This window comes from uncultured Pseudosulfitobacter sp. (assembly GCF_963976325.1).
In the GTDB taxonomy this organism is placed as follows: Bacteria; Pseudomonadota; Alphaproteobacteria; order Rhodobacterales; family Rhodobacteraceae; genus Pseudosulfitobacter.
This window is the reverse complement of the sequence record NZ_CAXBJW010000001.1, coordinates 677,403-695,538: the sequence shown is the minus strand read 5'-3', so window position 1 is coordinate 695,538 and position 18,136 is coordinate 677,403. Positions and strand designations below refer to the sequence as shown.

Here is an 18,136-nt window from a genome sequence, read left to right as displayed (position 1 = left end):
CTATTAAAGCGCCACGCTTCAGGCAGCGCGCGCTTCGTGTTTTCTCAGCTTGCCGGTCCATGCTTCTATGAACCGCAGCACATCATCTTCTGTCGTCTCCAGCCCCAGCGACACGCGCACGGCACTGGCAGCATCGGCGGGCGCATAGCCCATCGCGGTCAGCACGCGGCTGGCGCGCACCTTGCCGCTGGAACAGGCCGACCCTGCCGAAACGGCAAACCCTGCAAGATCCATCTGCATCACTTGCGTTTCGCCCTTCCATCCGGGGGTGACGAAGCAGCTGGTGTTGGGCAGCCGACCGGGCGCAGACAGCGATTCTGTTTTGCCCGCATCTTTCCCGACAAAAATAGTCTTCTTTGACGCAGCCTCAAGCCCGTTTTCTAGAATATTTCTAAGTTCTGCAACCCGGTCCCAGCGGCCTGCCGCCACATCGCGCACAGCCGCCTTGGCCGCAGCGGCAAAACCCACCATTCCAATGATGTTTTCCGTGCCCGAGCGTCGGCCCATTTCCTGCCCGCCGCCCTTGATCTGCGCGGGCACCTCTTGCCCCCGCCGCAGCACCAGCGCGCCAATGCCCTTGGGGCCGCCCAGCTTGTGCGCCGACACCAGCGCCATGCGGGCACCGGACCCCGTGAAATCCAGCGGCAGCTTGCCAAAGACCTGCGTCATGTCGCACACGGCGATCCCCGCAGGCACCTGCTGCAAAACGCCCGTTTCCGAGTTTGCCAGTTGCAACACAGAGGTGCCCGCATCATCCACCGTCACACGCCCCTGCGCGTCCACGGCCAGCGCATCGCGCACCCAAGCGCCCACCGCGTCATGTTCCACCGCTGCACCCGCCAGATCACGCCCCGCACAGGCCAGCCCCGCCGCCTCGGTCGCGCCCGAGGTGAACACGATATCCGCCTCGACCGCGCCCATGGCCTCGGCCACATCCGCCCGCGCCCGCTCCATCAGCGACTTGGCCGCGCGGCCTTCGGCATGGACGCTGGACGGATTGCCCACAACATCCATCGCCGCGATCATCGCCGCGCGCGCCTCGGCCCGCAAAGGGCTGGTTGCATTGTGATCAAGATAGATCCGCATTGTCACTTCTCTGGTTCAAAAAATCCCGGGGGAGTCCCGCAGGGACGGGGGCAGCGCCCCCAAACGCGTTTTATTCGTCGATCAGCGCAAACAGGTTCGGCACCGCCGGACAGGGGGCCAGTTCGTTGTCGATCACATCCGACAGGCGCGTCTGGTGCAGGAACACGTAGACATGCGCGCTCAACCCCTCCCACAGGCGGTTGTTCAGCGACTGCGCGCGGCTGCCCGACGTGCCGCCCGATGCCCCTGCCCCTTTGTGCATGGCGTCGACCTTTTCATCGACGGCTTCCAGAACATCGACCACCCGGATCTCGGAAGCGGGCCGTGCCAGCCGGTAACCGCCGCCCGGACCGCGCACCGATGCCACCAGATTGGCGCGGCGCAGCTTGACGAACAACTGTTCCAGATAGGGCAACGACACCGACTGACGGGTCGCAATATCCCCCAGGCTGACCAAAGTCCCCTCGGGCTGCAACGCGATGTCGGACAGCGCCACCATCGCATAGCGTCCTTTTGTCGACAGCTTCATGTATTGCGTCCTCCAAAGTCCGCTGCACGCAGTGACAGATTGACCTCTGCGCGCCAAGGGCCTACATCAATTCGAACCGCAAGGGACAGAGCTGTCCGTTGCTTCATTTAGAACCGTTCTAAGGTAGCTGAGCGATTTCGTCAAGAAATCCGGCCCTTGAAACGCCAAATCACAGGATGCCCATGCCCGAGGTCATTTTTCCCGGACCCGAAGGCCGCCTCGAAGGCCGCTATCACCCGCAAAAAGAACGTGACGCACCGATTGCGATCATTCTGCATCCCCACCCCCAGTTTGGCGGTACGATGAATCACAAGGTGGTTCACCGGATGCACTATGCTTTCTACAACATGGGTTTCACCGTTCTGCGGTTCAACTTCCGTGGTGTGGGCCGCAGTCAGGGCGAATACGATCAGGGCATTGGCGAGCTGTCCGACGCCGCCTCGGCGCTGGATTATTTGCAGTCGATGAACAACAACTCGAAACATTGCTGGGTCGCGGGCTTTTCGTTCGGCGCGTGGATCGGGATGCAGTTGCTGATGCGCCGCCCCGAAATCACCGGCTTTATTTCGGTGTCGCCACCTGCGAATATGTACGACTTTTCGTTCCTGGCACCCTGCCCCGCATCGGGTCTGGTGATCAACGGCACGGCCGACCGCGTGGCCCCGCCCGCCGACACCACGGCGCTGGTAAGCAAGCTGCACGAGCAAAAGGGCATCACGATCACCCACACCGAAGTCGAAGGCGCCGGTCACTTCTTTGAAGAGCCGCACCTGGACACGTTGATCGGCACCACCACCGACTATGTGAAACGCCGTCTGACCGAAAACAGCCGCTGATGACCGATCCATCCGTTCAGGACATGGCCAACAAGCTGGCCGAAGAATGCATCGCCGTTCAACGCAAGATCGGCGATGACAGATTGTTCATGAAACTGGGTGAAGTTCTGGGCGCATCGTCGCAAACGCTGGAAGAGGCGTTTCTGACGGCGGTGCGCACGCGGCTGGCGGAACAACAAGGCCGCGCGTTTCTGGTCAAGAAGCTGAAAGAGTTCCAAACCCAAACCGACGTATAGGCCCGACCGATGACTGCACCTGCGCCCCTGATGGAGCTGACCACCGATCAACGCGACCGTCTGGACCAGCAGATGACATTCCTGCGCGAGGCGGACAAGCTCAAGGGCGTGCTGCGTGCATCCAAGTTGCTTGACAACTCGCGGCGCGAAAACTCGGCGGAACACTCGTGGCATATCATGCTTTATGCCGCCGTTCTGGGGGAACATGCCGGGCCGGATGTAGACGTATCTCGCGTGCTACGGATGCTGTTGATCCACGACATTGTCGAGATAGACGCAGGTGACGCGCCGATCCATGGCCATGTCGATCATGAAGCGATGGCGCTGAAAGAAGCCGCCGCCGCCGACCGCCTGTTCAACTTGCTGCCCGCCGACCAGGCCCGCGATTTCCGCGCGCTGTGGGACGAGTTCGAAGCCGCAGAGACGCCAGACGCCCAATTCGCCAAGGCCATCGACCGCACCCAGACGCCCGTGGGCAACCTGCACAGTGGTGGCGGCTCGTGGATCGAATACAACGTGACGATGGACCAGCTCGACACCCGCGTCGGCACCCCCATCAACCGTGGCGCACCGGTTCTGTGGGCATGGCTGCGCCCGCTGCTGGCCGGTTTTTTCGCAAAACGCTAATTTTTTTTACAGCAACTGAAACTCTCGGCATCCTCGCACGTGATTGTTTGCAAGTGGTTCGGAAATCATCCGGCCGCAGAAGCACACAACAAGAGGACTATGAAGATGAAAACCGCACTTATTGCACTTGCCCTTTCCGTCTCTGCCACCGGTGTCTTTGCCGCTGCACACGCGATGGCTCCCTCTGTCGAAGCATCCGACCAATCCGTTGAAAATGGCGTTGTCGCAGCTGACAAAATCGTCGCCGGCGAAAACGGCTGGATGGTGGTGCACCGCACCGATGCCGACATGAAACCCGGCCCCGTCGTCGGCTATGCACCGCTGCGCAAGGGTGACAACATGGACGTTGCCGCGATCCTGACCGAAGAGGTCAAGCCCGGCGACATGCTGATGCTGATGGTTCACGGCGAAACCGGCGGCATGAAAACCGGCGCGTTCGAATACACGCTGGGTGCCAAGGAAGACGGCCCCATCAAGGTTGACGACAAGCTGGTGATGCAGGTCATCACGGCCAAGTAAGCCCTTTGCTATCCTCACTGCGCGTCACACACGCGTCGGTAAGGCAGGTTGAACGCCGCTGTCACCCCCATGACGGCGGCGTTTTTCTGTTCTTGGGCGGGTAAAGTGCCTGCTCAGGCAGCATAGTTGCATTGCGCGCGGGCATCCGCCGAACGCCCATCAAAACAGATGCGACAAAACGGTATACCTTTGTATACACTCTTTCCGAACGCCTGCTTGTGCGCTAGACCAATGCCAACCCCAAACGTCCTTTGAAAAGGTGACGCGCATGAGCAAGATCAAGGTTGAGAACCCCATCGTCGAGATGGACGGTGATGAAATGACCCGTATCATCTGGGACTTTATCAAGCAGAAACTGATCCTGCCCTATCTGGACATTGATCTGCTGTATTACGATCTGGGCATCGAAAGCCGCGATGCGACCGACGACCAGATCACCGTGGACGCCGCCGAAAAGACCAAAGAGGTCGGTGTTGCCGTCAAATGCGCCACGATCACGCCCGACGAGGCGCGGGTCGAGGAATTTGGTCTAAAACGCATGTACCGCTCGCCGAACGGCACCATCCGCAACATTCTGGGCGGTGTGATCTTCCGCGAGCCGATCATCTGCAAGAACGTGCCGCGTCTGGTGCCGGGCTGGACCCAGCCCATCGTGGTGGGCCGCCATGCCTATGGTGACCAGTACCGCGCCACGGACTTCCGTTTTCCCGGGCCGGGCAAGCTGACCATGACCTTCGTGGGCGAAGACGGCGAAACCATCGAACGCGAAGTGTTCGATGCGCCCTCGGCCGGTGTGGCGATGGGCATGTATAACCTGGATGCATCAATCTACGACTTTGCCCGCGCGTCGCTGAACTATGGTCTGCAACGCAGCTTTCCGGTGTACCTGTCGACCAAGAACACCATCCTCAAGGCCTATGACGGGCGCTTCAAGGACATCTTTCAAGAGGTCTATGACGCGGAATTCGCGGACAAGTTCAAAGCTGCCGACATCTGGTACGAACACCGTCTGATCGACGATATGGTGGCGTCCGCGATGAAATGGTCAGGCGGCTATGTCTGGGCCTGCAAGAACTATGACGGCGACGTGCAGTCCGACACCGTGGCACAGGGCTTTGGCTCGCTGGGGTTGATGACATCGCTGCTGATGACCCCCGACGGCAAGATCGTCGAGGCGGAAGCGGCCCACGGCACTGTCACCCGCCACTATCGCCAGCATCAGAAGGGCGAACAGACCTCGACCAACTCGATCGCGTCGATCTATGCGTGGACGGGCGGGCTGAAACATCGCGGCAAACTGGACGACAACGCGGCGCTGACCGAGTTTGCCAATACGCTGGAAAAGGTCGTGGTGGATACGGTCGAAAGCGGCTTCATGACCAAGGATCTGGCGCTGCTGGTCGGCCCGGATCAGGGATGGCTGACGACGATGGGGTTCCTGGAGAAAGTCGACGAGAACCTGAACGCGGCGCTGAATGGGTGATTTTGCGCGGTCTGCATTCCTGATCCGAAGCAGCCGCCAAATCCCACAAAGCGCGGTGCCGGCGTGCGCGAAAGAGATCGCGTAGGACAATGAATTTTTGCGAATGAACATGATTTTCATTCGCAAAAGCAAATGCTTGCGATTTCGCGCCCACCTCTCTATCTGACGGGGCTCACTGCACGGGACAGCCATCATGACCACGATCAAGCTTGCGATTGGCAGTATCTTCGTGGGATTCGCCGTGCTGGCGCTGAAATCGCTGGCCTATTGGCTGACGGGGTCCGTGGCCCTGCTGTCAGATGCGCTGGAAAGCACGGTCAATGTGGCCACGGCCTTTGCCGCGCTGATTGCCATTCGCGTGGCGGCGAAACCGGCGGATGCGGATCACCCCTGGGGGCATCACAAGGCCGAATTCTTCAGCGCCGTGCTGGAAGGGGTGATGATCATTGTCGCGGCCCTGTTGATCCTGCACGAGGCCTATGCCGGGTTCATGGCCCCTGCCCCGCTGGATGCACCGCTGGAAGGGTTGCTGATCAACATGGGGGCCACCGTGATCAACGGGGTCTGGGCATGGGTGCTGATTTCACGGGGGCGTGCGCAAAAATCGCCGGCGCTGGTCGCGGATGGCAAGCATCTGGTGACGGATGTGCTGACATCGGTCGGTGTGGCGGCGGGTGTGTTGCTGGCTGTGGGCACCGGCTGGTGGATCCTTGATCCGCTGCTGGCGGCACTGGTCGCGGTCAATATCCTGTGGTCGGGCTGGAAGATCGTGCGGGATTCGCTTAGCGGGCTGATGGATGAGGCCGTGTCCGATGCCACGCTTGCGAGTATCCGCGAGATCATTGCAACGCAGGCCGACGGCGCGACCGAAGCGCATGATCTGCGCACGCGCCATGCGGGGGCTGCGATTTTCATCGACTTTCATCTGGTTGTCCCCGGCGACACCACGGTGTTCGAGGCGCATGAAATCTGCGACCGGATCGAGAACGCGCTGAAGGAAAAGCTGGAGGTGACGCATATCACCATCCACGTCGAACCCGAACACAAGTCCAAACAGACCGGCATTATCGTTCTGGACTGAGCCAGCCCCGCGCTAGCAGGGTTTTCCAACGCCCCCCTTGCCAAGCCCTGCAATTCAGGGAAACATCTTTGCCAATCAAGCCGGTGCTGATATGGGCAGGCTACGGAAAACAATTGAACCATCAAGGATCGCGGCATGGCAGGCGAGTTGCCCGACTATTATTTCAGGGTACGCGAAAACGGGGCGGCGGTGTTTCGCATCGATACCGAAAACCGGCAGCGGCGGATCGAGATGGACCAGATTGCGGTCATCAACATCCGCAACGGCGAGGTAAAGCCGCACGGCGACCGCGATCTGAGCCCCGAAGATATGGCCGAGATCAAATCGTGGATGGCATCGCGGCAGGCGCTGTTGGCGGCACGCGACATCGACGACATTCACCGTGCGGTCGACTATCTGAACCTGACGACACAGTGGGTGCAATCCAAGGCCAGCGACGAACAGCTGGATGATGTCACCGATGCGCTGTTGCTGGCGATGCATGACCTGCGCAGCGTGCTGGTGCGCAAGAAGGCCGACCGGCTGATGCAGGGTTAGCGTCGAATTTTCTGGTTGGCGTTAGGGTGCCATGCCAAGCTCTTCCGACCCAAACTGGACCTTGGACGTGGTATGGATCAAGGTCCGGTGAGCGGGACGAAGCGGGCTTTTGAAATGGAGTGCAAAGCCGCGCATCGTCGGGCCGTGGCGCGGCGATCCGACCTGCGTGACTGGCAGTTTATGGTTGCCAAGCACATCCTATCTATCGTTCTTGCACAACAGCAGCCAAATCGCCGTGCCGGCGGGCGGCCCGTCGATGCGCGGCGGCCTGCGGCCTTGTTCCGCGCGGGTACATGCGGAAAGGGCTCGTTCCGGCCCCTCGCTGCATTTTTCACGAATGACCGCTCAAGACCTACCCTGTCGTTCGGGCGTGGCGTCGCGCTTTGGGTAAATGTCGGCTCTGCCCGGCATCTGACGTTCAGACGCGCCCCACCTTGGGAAAGCTCACACGCCAGAACCGCCAGGCCAGTGTGACCGCCGCAGTGCCAAGGCCCACCACAAGGCCGAACCAAACGCCCACCCCGCCCATGTCCAGCACAAAACCGAACAGATAGGCCGTGGGCAAGCCCACCAGCCAATAGCTGATCCCGGCCAGCACCATCGGCATCGACGTGTCTTGCAGCCCGCGCAGCAGGCCAAGTGCGATCACCTGCACCCCGTCGACAAGCTGGAACAGCGCGGCGACCGCCAGCAGGCCGACGCCGATCATCATGATCTGGTCGCGTGCAGGCTCGTCGCGCTGGATGAACACCGAGATCAGCGCCTCGGGCCACAGCAGGAACACCGCCGTGGTCAGCAGCGCCATGCACAGCGACAAAACGAATGCGGTGCGCGCGCCGCGTGCCATATGCGGCGCATCGCGGCGGCCCAGTGCGTTGCCGGCGCGTATGGTGGCGACGTTGGACAGGCCAAGGTGCACCATGAACGTCAGCCCCGCCATCTGCACCGCAATGCCGTGGGCGGCCAGCGGCACGGTGCCCAGCCAGCCCATCATCACGGCGGATGCAGCGAACAAACCCGCCTCGGACAGGCTGGTGACGCCGATGGGCAGGCCCAGCCGGAACACACGCGCCATCATCTGCCAGTCGGGCCGCCACAGGCGCACGAAAATCTGGTGTTGCGGCAGCACCCGCAAGGCATAGATCACCACGCCTACAAGGCTGACGGTCTGTGTCGCGATCGACGCGATCGCCGCACCGCGCACGCCCAGTTCGGGCGCGCCCCAGTTGCCGAAGATCAGCGCATAGTTGGCCAACCCGTTGACCACCGCCGCCGCGATGGTGATCCACAGCACGATCTGCGCGCGGCCCAGTGCCGCCAGATAGGATTTCATCACCATGACCAGCAGCGCGGGCACCATGCCCCAGCCCGCGATACCAAGGTACAGCGCGCCGTCGCGGGCCACCTGTTCGGTCTGGCCCAGCATCAGCAGCACCGGCTCGGCCCAGATGAACATGGGTGCGACCACAGCGCCAAAGCCCACCGACAGCCACAGGCCCATGCGGGTGGCGCGGCGCAGCGATACCTCGTCGCCCTCGGCATCGTACGAGGCGACCATGGGCATCACGCCCCAGGCAAAGCCGCTGCCCAGCAGGAACAGCACAAAGAAATACGTCGATGCCAGCGTCACGGCGGCCAGCGCCTCGACCCCGTACCAGCCCAGCATCACGGTGTCGGTCACGCCGATGGCCATCTGGCCGATGTGCCCGCCGATCAGCGGCAGGCCCAGCACCAGCATGGCGCGGACGTGGCCGGGATAGGTCATCCGCGGCATTTGGGGTTGGGTCATGGCAGTCATACGCATCCCCTTAGCCGCGGATCGCTGCCTTTAAAAGAGGCGTTATGAAAACACGCTCAGGTGGGTGTCCTTAAAGCCGCTGGTGCGTTTCAACCCGTAACCCAGGGCACGGTCGATGCCGATGTGGGCGACCAGGATGGCGGTCAGCGGCAGTGCCAGCGGGACGTCCATCGCGTAAAGGATCGCGCCAAGGGCCAGAACCGGTGTGTAGCTGTGGATCAGATTGTAGCAGATCGCGCCGATACGCGGGCCTGCGAGGTATCCCAGCATGAACAGGTCCGGGGCAAGGATCAGCGCGGCGAACAGCGCCCAGGATGCGCCGGTCAGATGGTACGCCCAGAGCGCCACAAGAAAGATCGCAGCCCCTTCGGCACGTAAGGTGCGGGACATTGAGCGGGTCATGAAGCGGACTCCTTTGGTGCTGGTGTCGGTCAAGCAATACGGAATGCGCCGCTATCGACGTCTCTGGCCGAAGCCGAACAAAGCCAGGTTGCGATTCGTCGTCTGAGCGTTTTCACCGCAAAGGTAATCAGCAAAGTCAGAATGAAAGCAACATCATCTGTGACGGCACAAGGGATCAGGTCTGAAGCCGCTGAAAACCAGAATCTATCTTCGCGTTTTCAATTCGTATTTTTGATCCACAAATCGTGGTCTGGCGGAGCGACAGGGATTCGAACCCTGGAGACGGTCTCCCGCCTACACACTTTCCAGGCGTGCGCCTTCGACCACTCGGCCACCGCTCCGTTCGGGCGACATAGCGTGGGACGGACTGCCATTGCAAGAGGCAATCGGGACTGTTTGTCAGTTGTCGAGGTGAATGTAGACGCGGCGGTTCATGCGGCCCTTTTTCTCGATCTTTCCCAGACGCAACTGGCCGATTTCGCCGGTGCGTGCCACATGGGTGCCGCCGCAAGGTTGCAGGTCGATGGGGGCATCTGCGTCGCCAATACGTACCAAACGCACCTGCCCTGCCCCGCGCGGCGGTTTGACGGCCATGGTTTTGACCAATCCGGGGTTTTCGTCCAGCTCGGCGGCGGTCATCCAGCTTTCGGATATTTGCGCGTCTTCCATAACATAGGCGTTCAGCGTGGTCTCGATGGCATCGCGGTCTTCGGGGGCTTCGGGCATGTTGAAATCCAGCCGTCCGTGGTTGGCGCTGATCGCGCCGCCGGTCACGCCAAAGGGTACGACCACGGACAACAGATGCAGCGCCGTGTGCACGCGCATGTGTCGGTGCCTGCGGTCCCAGTCCAAGGATTGCGTGACATAGGTGCCGATGTCGGGCAGCCTCTGCGGCTCGGACGGGACAAGGGCGATCTGGTCGCCCTGGGCCTTCAGCGTGGTGGCGATGGGCATTCGGATGCCGTCCCACTCCAGCACCCCGCTGTCACCGGGTTGGCCGCCCCCTGTGGGGTAGAACACGGTCGCATCCAGCACCACGCCGCCCTCGGGGGTGTGGGCGATCACACGTGCCCCTGCGTCCCGCAGATAGGCGTCGTCACGAAACAGCATATGGGTCATCAGGCGCGGTCCGGTGTGTCAGGGGTGCCCGTCTCTGGGGTGCCCGTTTCCGGGTCTATGTCCACCTCGGCGACGGGATCGTCGGGCTGACCTTTGGGGGCAGACGTCTTGGCAGTGGCCACCTTGACCGGTTTCGGCTCGGGCGGCGCGCCGTGCAGCACTTCGGGATTGCGCAGCCAGATGTCGCGCTGTGCAAAGGGTATCTCGATACCCTCTTCCTGAAAGCGCGCGGCAATCTGGTGGTTCATATCGTTGCGCACTGACAACACCCAGTTCACATCACGCAAGATGGCGCGAATTTCAAAATCCAGTGAATCCGCACCAAAGCCCATGAAGATGACGTTTGGCGCAGGGTTGGCCAGCACCATCGGATGCGCACTGGCAATCTCGCGCAGGATGCCGTCGATGCGCATCGTGTCGGTGCCATAGGCCACGCCGACCTTCAGGATAAGCCGCCCCACCGTGTTGCCACGGGTATAGTTTGTCACTGTACCGCTGATCAGATCGGCGTTGGGCACGATCACATCGGTACGGTCAAAGGTTTCGATCCGCGTCGAGCGCACCGAAATGTCGCGGACATAGCCGTGCTGGCCACCGACCTCGATCCAGTCGCCTTCGGAAATCGGCCGTTCGATCAGCAGGATAATCCCCGAGACAAAGTTGCTGACGATGGTTTGCAGGCCGAAACCAATCCCCACAGACAGCGCACCGGCGACAATCGCCAGCGACGACAGGTCGATGCCTGCCGATGTGATGGCGACCAATGCGGCCAGAAAGATGCCGATATAGCCAACACCCGAAACCATCGCCACCTGCCCGCCGGGGTCAATCTGTGTCTTCGGCAGCAACGATGTTTTCAGTGTCCCCTGCAAGGCACGCGTCAGGAACAATCCGATCGAAAACACCACGACCAGCGTGACGAACGATCCGGGCGACAGTGTGGTGTCGCCGATGGAAATACCGGCCCGCGCGCGCGCCCACAGCTCGGTCAGATCGGTCACCCGCGCGCCCCAGATCAGCGCAAACAGCGGCGCCGAGGCGATCAGCAGCAAAAATCCGATAAGCGTGGGCATCAATCCGACAGTGCCGGGCGGTGACTTTGAAAAGAACACATAGCCGTCGTTCACCGCATCTTGCAGCAATGCGATGGTGGCAAACAGGGCCAAGGACAGGATCGCGGGGAACAACAGGCTTTCTGATGCGGTGATATAGCCCATAGCGCCCAGAACCGGTGCCGCCATGGCGACCAGCTTGGCCACCTGCCCCAGCAGCGAAACCAGACGGTTGCGATAGGCATTTTCCTCGGTCAGCGAACTGTCATCCTGCGTCGCATCATGACGCCGCAGCAATTGCCCCATGCGAAAGACCAGCAGACTGGCGAAAACAATGACCGGAAAGGACAGGACGTTGTTGGTCGCGGCTGAAAAGCGGTCGAAGCTTGACAGGTTCATGACCAGCAGGTTCGCGGCCAACGCCAGCCCCAGCAGCATCGAATAATAGCGCCCTTCGGTGCGGCGCGCTTCGCTCAGGCCCAGCGGGCTGTTTACCGCTTCGGCGGCGGGGAACATCCGGCTGCCGATCCAGCGCGACACGAAAAAGCAAATGCCCATCGCGGGCAGCACGTTCAGGATCAACTCGCCACGTGGACCGTAAAGCTGTGTCGCCCCCAGCGCACGGATCAGTGCATAGACGCCAAGCAGCGGAAAGATGATCTGCCCCAGCGACACCACAAAACCGGCAAAATCGCTGCGTGTTTTGGTGTTGCGGCGCACAAGGTACACCGCCAGTTGTTCGCTCCAGGTTCGGGACCTGGCCAGCAGAACGGCCGACAGCGCCACCAGCACCAGGACCAGCGGCAGGTTGTCCTTCGCCTCGTCGCGGCGTGTGGGGGTTGCCCAGGCTTGATAGGTTCCGCTCCAGACCGCGCGCAGGGATTGCCCCAGATCGGACAGCGCACCGCCCCACAGCGCCGGATTTACCGGTGCGGGGCCACGGTTCAGCAGCTTGTCCGCCTGGCGGGTGCGCAAAATCGCGTCAATTTGCGAAATGATGCCGTTGGCACGACTCAGGGCCTCTTCTGCCGAACGTCGTGGCGTGGTCAAACGGGTCAGTTGTTCGTTCAACTCTGCGCGCCGCTGAGCGATCTCGGGGGCCTCGGCAGGTTGGTCTTCGGCCGGCGGGTCGCCCAAGGCAGTCAACTGATCCCGCAGCGTGGCGATGCGGCTGTCGTTGCCCGAAAGCTGGTCCTGAAACTGGCTGCGCCAGTCAGCGATCTGGGTGCGCAGGGCGGTCAGCGCAGAATCCGACGCCTTGGCCGCATCCACAGCCTTTTCAGCGCGCGAGGCAATGACTTCCCATTGCGAATAATCCGGTGCATTTGCGGCGGTTTGCTGCGCCCAAACGGGCGTGGCGACCAATGTCACAGTGGCCAGCGCCAGAAACAGCGCTGTCAGAAGACCGGAAAGCCAGCGCACGCTCAGTCCTCGAACACGCCGGGGATGCTGGATGGCGCTTCTGTCATCCAGTCGGCCACCGGCAGCCCTTTTTCACGCAGGAAGTCTGGGTTGAACAGTTTCGATTGATAACGTGTGCCGTAGTCGCACAGGATCGTCACAATGGTGTGTCCCGGCCCCATCTCGCGCGCCAACCGGATTGCGCCTGCGACGTTGATACCGGACGAGCCGCCCAGGCACAGCCCCTCGTGTTCGAGCAGGTCAAAGACAACCGGCAGCGCCTCGTCGTCGTGGATGTTCCATGCAAAATCGGGTGTGAACCCTTCAAGGTTCTTGGTGATGCGCACCTGCCCGATACCTTCGTTGATCGACGAGCCGTCGGTCACGCTCAGATCGCCATGATCGTAGAAATTGAACAGCGCAGCACCATCGGGATCGGCCAGACCGATCTTGACGCCCTTGGGCTGAAGATATTCCGCAACGCCCGCCAGCGTGCCGCCCGAACCGACAGCGGCAACAAAGCCGTCGACCTTGCCGCCGGTCTGTTCCCAGATCTCGGGACCGGTGGTTTCCACGTGCGCCTGACGGTTGGCGGTGTTGTCGAACTGGTTGGCCCAGATCACACCATTCGGTTCGGTTTTGGCAAGTTCTTCGGCCAAACGGCCCGAATAGCGCACAAAATTGTTCGGATTGCGATAGGGTGCGGCCGGCACCTGGATCAGCTCCGCCCCCGCCAGACGCAGCATGTCCTTTTTCTCCTGACTCTGCGTTTCGGGGATCACGATGACGGTGCGAAAGCCCATCGACGCGCCCACAAGCGCCAGCCCGATGCCGGTGTTGCCCGCGGTGCCTTCGACAATGGTGCCACCCGGGCGCAACGCGCCGCGCGCGATGGCGTCGCGGATGATGAACAGCGCCGCGCGGTCCTTGACCGATTGACCGGGGTTCATGAACTCGGCCTTGCCCAGAATGGTGCAGCCGGTTTCCTCACTGGCCTGCCGCAGCTTGATCAGCGGTGTGTTCCCAATGGCCTCGGCCAGATCGTTTGCAATGCGCATGGCGGCGTTCCTCGTGCGGTGTCTTTCATTTGATGTAACCCCACGGGGCTGCGACCTCAAGCGGACTTGCGCAGACGGTCACGATGGCGTGCAAGCCACAGGGCGGCCACCAGCAGCGGGGTATTGGCGGCCTGCATATCGTCGACCATCTGCATCAGCGCATCGAACGACAGCATGTGGCTGCGGATATCCTCGTTTTCATCCTCTTTGCCGGACACGCCTGTGGCGCTGTCGGGCAGATCGGCAAGGCCCACGTAGATATAGTGAAACTCGGTTGCATTGCCGGGCGAGGCATAGGCCTCGGCCACCGGCAGAAGTTCGGTCAGGGTAAGGTCGGCCTCTTCGCGGGCTTCGCGGTATGCGGCCTGCTCTGCCGTTTCGCCTGCGTCGATGCGCCCGGCGATAGGTTCCAGTTGCCAGACACTGCGGTCGCCACGCGCCAGCGGCCCCATGCGGATCTGTTCCACCAGCATCACGCGGTCGCGCACGGGATCATAGGGCAGCACAATGGCCGCATCGGTGGCGATAAACACAGCGCGCAACAACGGGTCGGACATGCCACCCGAGAACCGTTCGTGGCGCAAGACGATCTCGTCCAGTGCAAAGAACTTGGCATAGACGCGGTCGCGGCTTTGAATATCGACGGTGCCGTGGGTGGTCATCGCCCCGTGTTTCGACTGCGCCGCGTTAATCTGGGCCGTGGCCCGTGCGCGGATCATCGGGAACATACGCGCAACCTCAGTCGCGTCGCGCTTGCCGTAATATCCCATCACCTCGCGCGCAGCCGTCACCGACAGCGCGCCCCAGGCGGCCTGCCAATCGGCCAGCGACCACGGCCCGTCGGTGGCCAGTGCCGGATCGGCAAAATAGACCAGCGCGCCCTGCCCGTCTGCCAGAACCATGGGCCGCAGATCAAAGTCAAAGCCGCCTTCGTAAAACGTCAACCGGTCGATCTGTGCATCGGTCAGCCCGCGCACCAGCACGCCGTTTGCCTGACCTCCGCCTTGGGGCAGTATCACCGGATAAAGCCCACCTTCGGCCCCGATGATCGCGTGATCGGGCAAGATGGCGTCGGCAAAGTCCAGATCTGACGCTGGCGTGCCCAGAACAACCTCAAGCAGCGGCATGTGCCGCAATGTGCCGTAGAAAAACAGATTTGTCATGTAATCAACGCCACTTACGCCATGCAACTTCGGTCGCCAGACCCGACAGGACCGCACCCACAATCAGCGTGCCGATCACCACCGGCACCAACAGGATCAACCCGTATTCAGCACCGATCTTGAACACGTCCACCACCGCCTCGAGCGGGCCATCATAGCGGTTGCGCATCGCCAGGCGGACCATTTCGTTGGTGGCCTGGATAAGCAGCCCCCACAGCACGAACACCATCACGCCGGTCAGCCCGTTGTTGATCGCCGAGGTAACACCACGCCCCGCGCGTGACCCCATCACGACCCAGCCAACCAGCGCGCCAAGGACGATGTTCACGTACAGGAAATAGCCAAAATCCGTGCTTTCCGGCATCAGGGGCACAATCTGCCCGGAAACGATAAAGGCCAGGATGGCCAGACATATGGCTGCAACCAGCCGTGCTGCGTCGGGCATGAATGTCCCCCGATTTGGTCCGCAGTTGAGCGGATAAACTGCCGGCCCGCGTTCAGACGGGCCGTTTGATCGTGATCTGTGTCACGTCGCAGTTGGCACTTTCAAAGGTGGCAGCACAAGAGGTCAGGTAAAAATTCCACATCCGCCGGAACCGGTCGTCAAAGCCCATGGCGGCGATCTGGTCCCAGCGTTCGTTGAACGTGTCGTGCCAGCGGCGCAGGCTGATGGAATAGCTGGGGCCAAATTCGATCGACCGCTCGATGCTGAGCCCCGCCTTGACCACCTGTGCACGCAGCGCCTTGGGGCTGGGCAGCATGCCGCCCGGAAAGATGTATTTCTGAATGAAATCCACCCCGCGCTTGTAAACCTCCCAACGGCGGTCCTGCACGGTGATGATCTGCAAGGTGGCGTTCTTGCCCGGTTTCAGCCGGTCGCGCACGGTGTTGAAATAGGCAGGCCAGTATTGTTCACCCACGGCCTCGAACATCTCGATGCTGGCGATGCCGTCATAGGTGCCTTTTTCGTCACGGTAGTCTTGCAGCTTAAAGTCAACCATATCGGAAAGCCCAGCCTTTTCAATGCGCTCCCGGGCATACTTGATCTGTTCTTCGCTGATGGTCAGGCCTGTGACCCGAATGCCGCGTTCTTTGGCCGCGTATTCGGCAAAGCCGCCCCAGCCACAGCCGATTTCCAGGATGTGATCGCCTGCTTGGGCCCCCATCTGGTCGATCATGCTGGCGTATTTGGCGATTTGCGCGGCCTCGTGGCTTTCCTGTCCTGTCTCGAACAGGGCCGAGGAATAGGTCATCGTGTCATCCAGCCACAGACCGTAGAATTCGTTGCCAAGATCATAGTGATAGCTGATGTTTTTGCGTGCCTGTTTCTTGTTGTTGCGTTGCAGCCAGAACCGGAACTGTTCCGCCATGCGCACCAGTCCCATGCCCGGAAAGCCGTCATAGATGCTGTCATTGTCGGCGTGCACCAGATCCATGAACGCCTGCAAATCGGGCGTTGACCACCATTCGTCCAGATAGGCATCGCAAAAGCCCAGATCGCCCTCGCGGATCAGGCGGGCGAACAGGTCGTTGTTGTGAATGCGCAGTTCTGCCACGGGTCCGGGGTTTGCCCCTTCGGCCCGAAAGGTCCGCCCGTCGGGCAGGACAAAATCGACGCGACCGTTGTTCATGCCTTTGGTCATGGCGAAAACGCGCGCGAAATAACGGGGAAGATCGGTTTGGCCGTCGGTTGTGGTCAGGATCATATGCGTGTCCAAGCTGGTGTTCTTACCGCGCCTTTTTGGCGCGTTGTTCATTATACGTTAAGATTAGCGTTTTAGTTTCAAAAGTCCCGATTTTCATAGGCTTCCAATGCGCGGTGGCGGCCCTGATCGACCGGCACCACCGGATCGGGATAGGCATCATCGGGCGACAGCCCCCAGTGACGGGGCTGTGCGTCGAAGAAAGCCAGCGCATCGGAATGCGGGTTGGCGCGGCCTTCGGCGATCCAGCGACTGGCATATTCGCGGTTTTTGTCGAATTTGTCCAATTGTGTGACCGGATTGAACACGCGGAAATACGGCGTGGCGTCCGGCCCCGACCCTGCGGACCACTGCCAACCCATCGCGTTGCTGGCCGGATCCCAGTCGATCAGGCAGTCGTTGAACCAATCCAGCCCGATGCGCCAGTGGGTCATCAGGTGTTTGGTCAGGTAGCTGGCCACGATCATCCGGCCCCGGTTGTGCATCCGCCCCGTGACATAAAGCTCGCGCATGGCCGCATCGACAAAGGGAATGCCGGTGCGCCCCTTCTTCCAGGCCCAGACTTCGGACGCGCGGGCGTCGTCCTGCCACGGGAACGCGTCCCAGTCCTCGCGCCAGTTGTCGGTCAGGATGCGCGGCGTGTGGTGCATCAGGTGATAGGCAAACTCGCGCCAGACCACCTCTTTCAGGAACGTCTCGGCGCCCTGCTTGCCCTCGTGCCGCGCGCGCTGGCCTGCGTGCCAGCATTGGTGCGGGGTGATCTCGCCCAGCGACAGATTCTCGCTGAGGTTCGAGGTGCCGTCGGCCCCCGGAATATCGCGCGACGCTTTGTAATCCTGCACGATATGCGCCATGAAATGCCCCAGACGGGCTTGTGCGGCCGCCTCGCCCAGCCGTACGAACGGGCGCACCACGTCGGCCCCACGGTTCATCGCCGCCCCCATCTGCCAGTCGTTCAGGTCGTCGCTACGGGGCCATGTGTCCGGCGCGGGGATACTGGACGGCGTCGGCAGCGGTGCCTCGACATCGCGGGATTTTACGTTGTTCCAGAACGGTGTGTAGACCTTGTAGAAGGCGCCGGTGCCGGTCTCGACGGTCCACGGCTCGAACATCAGGTGCCCGCCGAAGGACTTTGCCTCAATCCCGTCCGCCTTCAGCGCCTCTTTCACGGCTGTGTCGCGGGCGATGCTGTCGGGATCGTACAGCCGCGACCAGTAAACCGCCCCCGCCCCGGTTTCGGCCACCAGATCGCGCAGGACTGTCAACGCCTTGCCGCGTCGCAAGATCAGGCGGCTGCCTTTGTCGGCCAGCGTCTTGGCCAGTTCGCCCACACCCAGCCCCAGCCGCCACTTCGGCGCGGCCCCCAAGCTTTCGCTCAGGTCATCGTGGATGAACACCGCAATCACCGGCCCGCCGCGTGCGCAGGCCGCTGTCAGGGCGGCATGATCGCTCAGCCGCAGGTCGCGGCGATACCATAGAATTGTGGGCTTGGTGTCGGTCACGTGC

The 18,136-nt window shown here is 61.6% G+C and carries 18 protein-coding genes and 1 tRNA gene; 7 read left to right on the top strand and 12 right to left on the bottom strand.

Annotated features, from left to right (window positions below):
* Positions 1–18: 18 nt before the first annotated feature.
* The gene (locus AAC077_RS03470) at positions 19–1,086 is read right to left on the bottom strand and encodes an aminotransferase class V-fold PLP-dependent enzyme (RefSeq protein ID WP_339766538.1); all 1,068 of its coding nucleotides are present in this window, start codon (positions 1,084–1,086) and stop codon (positions 19–21) included.
* Positions 1,087–1,156: 70 nt separating this feature from the next.
* Complete coding sequence (locus AAC077_RS03465; RefSeq protein ID WP_339766537.1) at positions 1,157–1,615, bottom strand: Rrf2 family transcriptional regulator; 459 nt, start codon at positions 1,613–1,615, stop codon at positions 1,157–1,159.
* Positions 1,616–1,797: 182 nt separating this feature from the next.
* Between AAC077_RS03465 and AAC077_RS03460 the strand changes: the two genes are divergently transcribed.
* From AAC077_RS03460 to AAC077_RS03430, 7 genes are all read left to right on the top strand, one after another.
* Positions 1,798–2,451 carry an alpha/beta hydrolase gene (locus tag AAC077_RS03460; protein WP_339766536.1) on the top strand — a complete coding sequence of 218 codons (654 nt, stop codon included), beginning with the start codon at positions 1,798–1,800 and terminating at the stop codon, positions 2,449–2,451.
* Positions 2,451–2,687 (top strand): hypothetical protein, encoded by a 237-nt coding sequence (locus AAC077_RS03455; RefSeq protein WP_339766535.1) that lies wholly within the window; start codon positions 2,451–2,453, stop codon positions 2,685–2,687. The genes AAC077_RS03460 and AAC077_RS03455 overlap by 1 nt, the downstream gene beginning before the upstream one ends.
* A gap of 9 nt (positions 2,688–2,696) precedes the next feature.
* Positions 2,697–3,314: an HD domain-containing protein gene (locus tag AAC077_RS03450; protein ID WP_339766534.1), complete on the top strand. Its 618-nt coding sequence runs from the start codon at positions 2,697–2,699 to the stop codon at positions 3,312–3,314.
* A gap of 99 nt (positions 3,315–3,413) precedes the next feature.
* On the top strand, positions 3,414–3,833 hold the full coding sequence (locus AAC077_RS03445) for a hypothetical protein (RefSeq protein WP_339766533.1): 420 nt from the start codon (positions 3,414–3,416) through the stop codon (positions 3,831–3,833).
* Between the two features lie 268 nt (positions 3,834–4,101).
* Positions 4,102–5,316: an NADP-dependent isocitrate dehydrogenase gene (locus tag AAC077_RS03440; protein WP_339766532.1), complete on the top strand. Its 1,215-nt coding sequence runs from the start codon at positions 4,102–4,104 to the stop codon at positions 5,314–5,316.
* 190 nt (positions 5,317–5,506) lie between these two features.
* Positions 5,507–6,397: a cation diffusion facilitator family transporter gene (locus AAC077_RS03435; RefSeq protein WP_339767934.1), complete on the top strand. Its 891-nt coding sequence runs from the start codon at positions 5,507–5,509 to the stop codon at positions 6,395–6,397.
* Positions 6,398–6,532: 135 nt separating this feature from the next.
* Positions 6,533–6,934 (top strand): hypothetical protein, encoded by a 402-nt coding sequence (locus AAC077_RS03430; protein ID WP_339766531.1) that lies wholly within the window; start codon positions 6,533–6,535, stop codon positions 6,932–6,934.
* Between the two features lie 418 nt (positions 6,935–7,352).
* Here the strand turns inward: AAC077_RS03430 and AAC077_RS03425 are convergent, their stop codons facing one another.
* The 10 genes from AAC077_RS03425 to AAC077_RS03380 all read right to left on the bottom strand — a co-directional run bounded on the left by AAC077_RS03425 (position 7,353) and on the right by AAC077_RS03380 (position 18,132).
* Positions 7,353–8,723 carry an MATE family efflux transporter gene (locus tag AAC077_RS03425; protein WP_339767933.1) on the bottom strand — a complete coding sequence of 457 codons (1,371 nt, stop codon included), beginning with the start codon at positions 8,721–8,723 and terminating at the stop codon, positions 7,353–7,355.
* A 51-nt stretch (positions 8,724–8,774) separates the two neighbouring features.
* Positions 8,775–9,134, bottom strand: a complete 360-nt coding sequence (locus tag AAC077_RS03420; protein WP_339766530.1) for a DUF4260 domain-containing protein — start codon at positions 9,132–9,134, stop codon at positions 8,775–8,777.
* Between the two features lie 251 nt (positions 9,135–9,385).
* Positions 9,386–9,475: transfer RNA gene (locus tag AAC077_RS03415), tRNA-Ser, on the bottom strand.
* A gap of 58 nt (positions 9,476–9,533) precedes the next feature.
* Positions 9,534–10,253, bottom strand: a complete 720-nt coding sequence (locus AAC077_RS03410) for an alanyl-tRNA editing protein (protein WP_339766529.1) — start codon at positions 10,251–10,253, stop codon at positions 9,534–9,536.
* Positions 10,253–12,727 (bottom strand): DUF3772 domain-containing protein, encoded by a 2,475-nt coding sequence (locus tag AAC077_RS03405; protein WP_339766528.1) that lies wholly within the window; start codon positions 12,725–12,727, stop codon positions 10,253–10,255. The genes AAC077_RS03410 and AAC077_RS03405 overlap by 1 nt, the downstream gene beginning before the upstream one ends.
* A gap of 2 nt (positions 12,728–12,729) precedes the next feature.
* Positions 12,730–13,764 (bottom strand): cysteine synthase A, encoded by a 1,035-nt coding sequence (locus AAC077_RS03400; protein ID WP_339766527.1) that lies wholly within the window; start codon positions 13,762–13,764, stop codon positions 12,730–12,732.
* Positions 13,765–13,820: 56 nt separating this feature from the next.
* A complete protein-coding gene (locus AAC077_RS03395; RefSeq protein WP_339766526.1) occupies positions 13,821–14,927 on the bottom strand; it encodes an NUDIX domain-containing protein in 1,107 nt (368 codons plus the stop codon).
* 4 nt (positions 14,928–14,931) lie between these two features.
* On the bottom strand, positions 14,932–15,372 hold the full coding sequence (locus tag AAC077_RS03390; protein WP_339766525.1) for a TrgA family protein: 441 nt from the start codon (positions 15,370–15,372) through the stop codon (positions 14,932–14,934).
* 52 nt (positions 15,373–15,424) lie between these two features.
* Complete coding sequence (locus AAC077_RS03385; RefSeq protein WP_339766524.1) at positions 15,425–16,633, bottom strand: cyclopropane-fatty-acyl-phospholipid synthase family protein; 1,209 nt, start codon at positions 16,631–16,633, stop codon at positions 15,425–15,427.
* A gap of 77 nt (positions 16,634–16,710) precedes the next feature.
* Entirely contained in the window at positions 16,711–18,132 is a 1,422-nt protein-coding gene (locus AAC077_RS03380) for a deoxyribodipyrimidine photo-lyase (protein ID WP_339766523.1), read from the bottom strand.
* Positions 18,133–18,136: the final 4 nt, after the last annotated feature.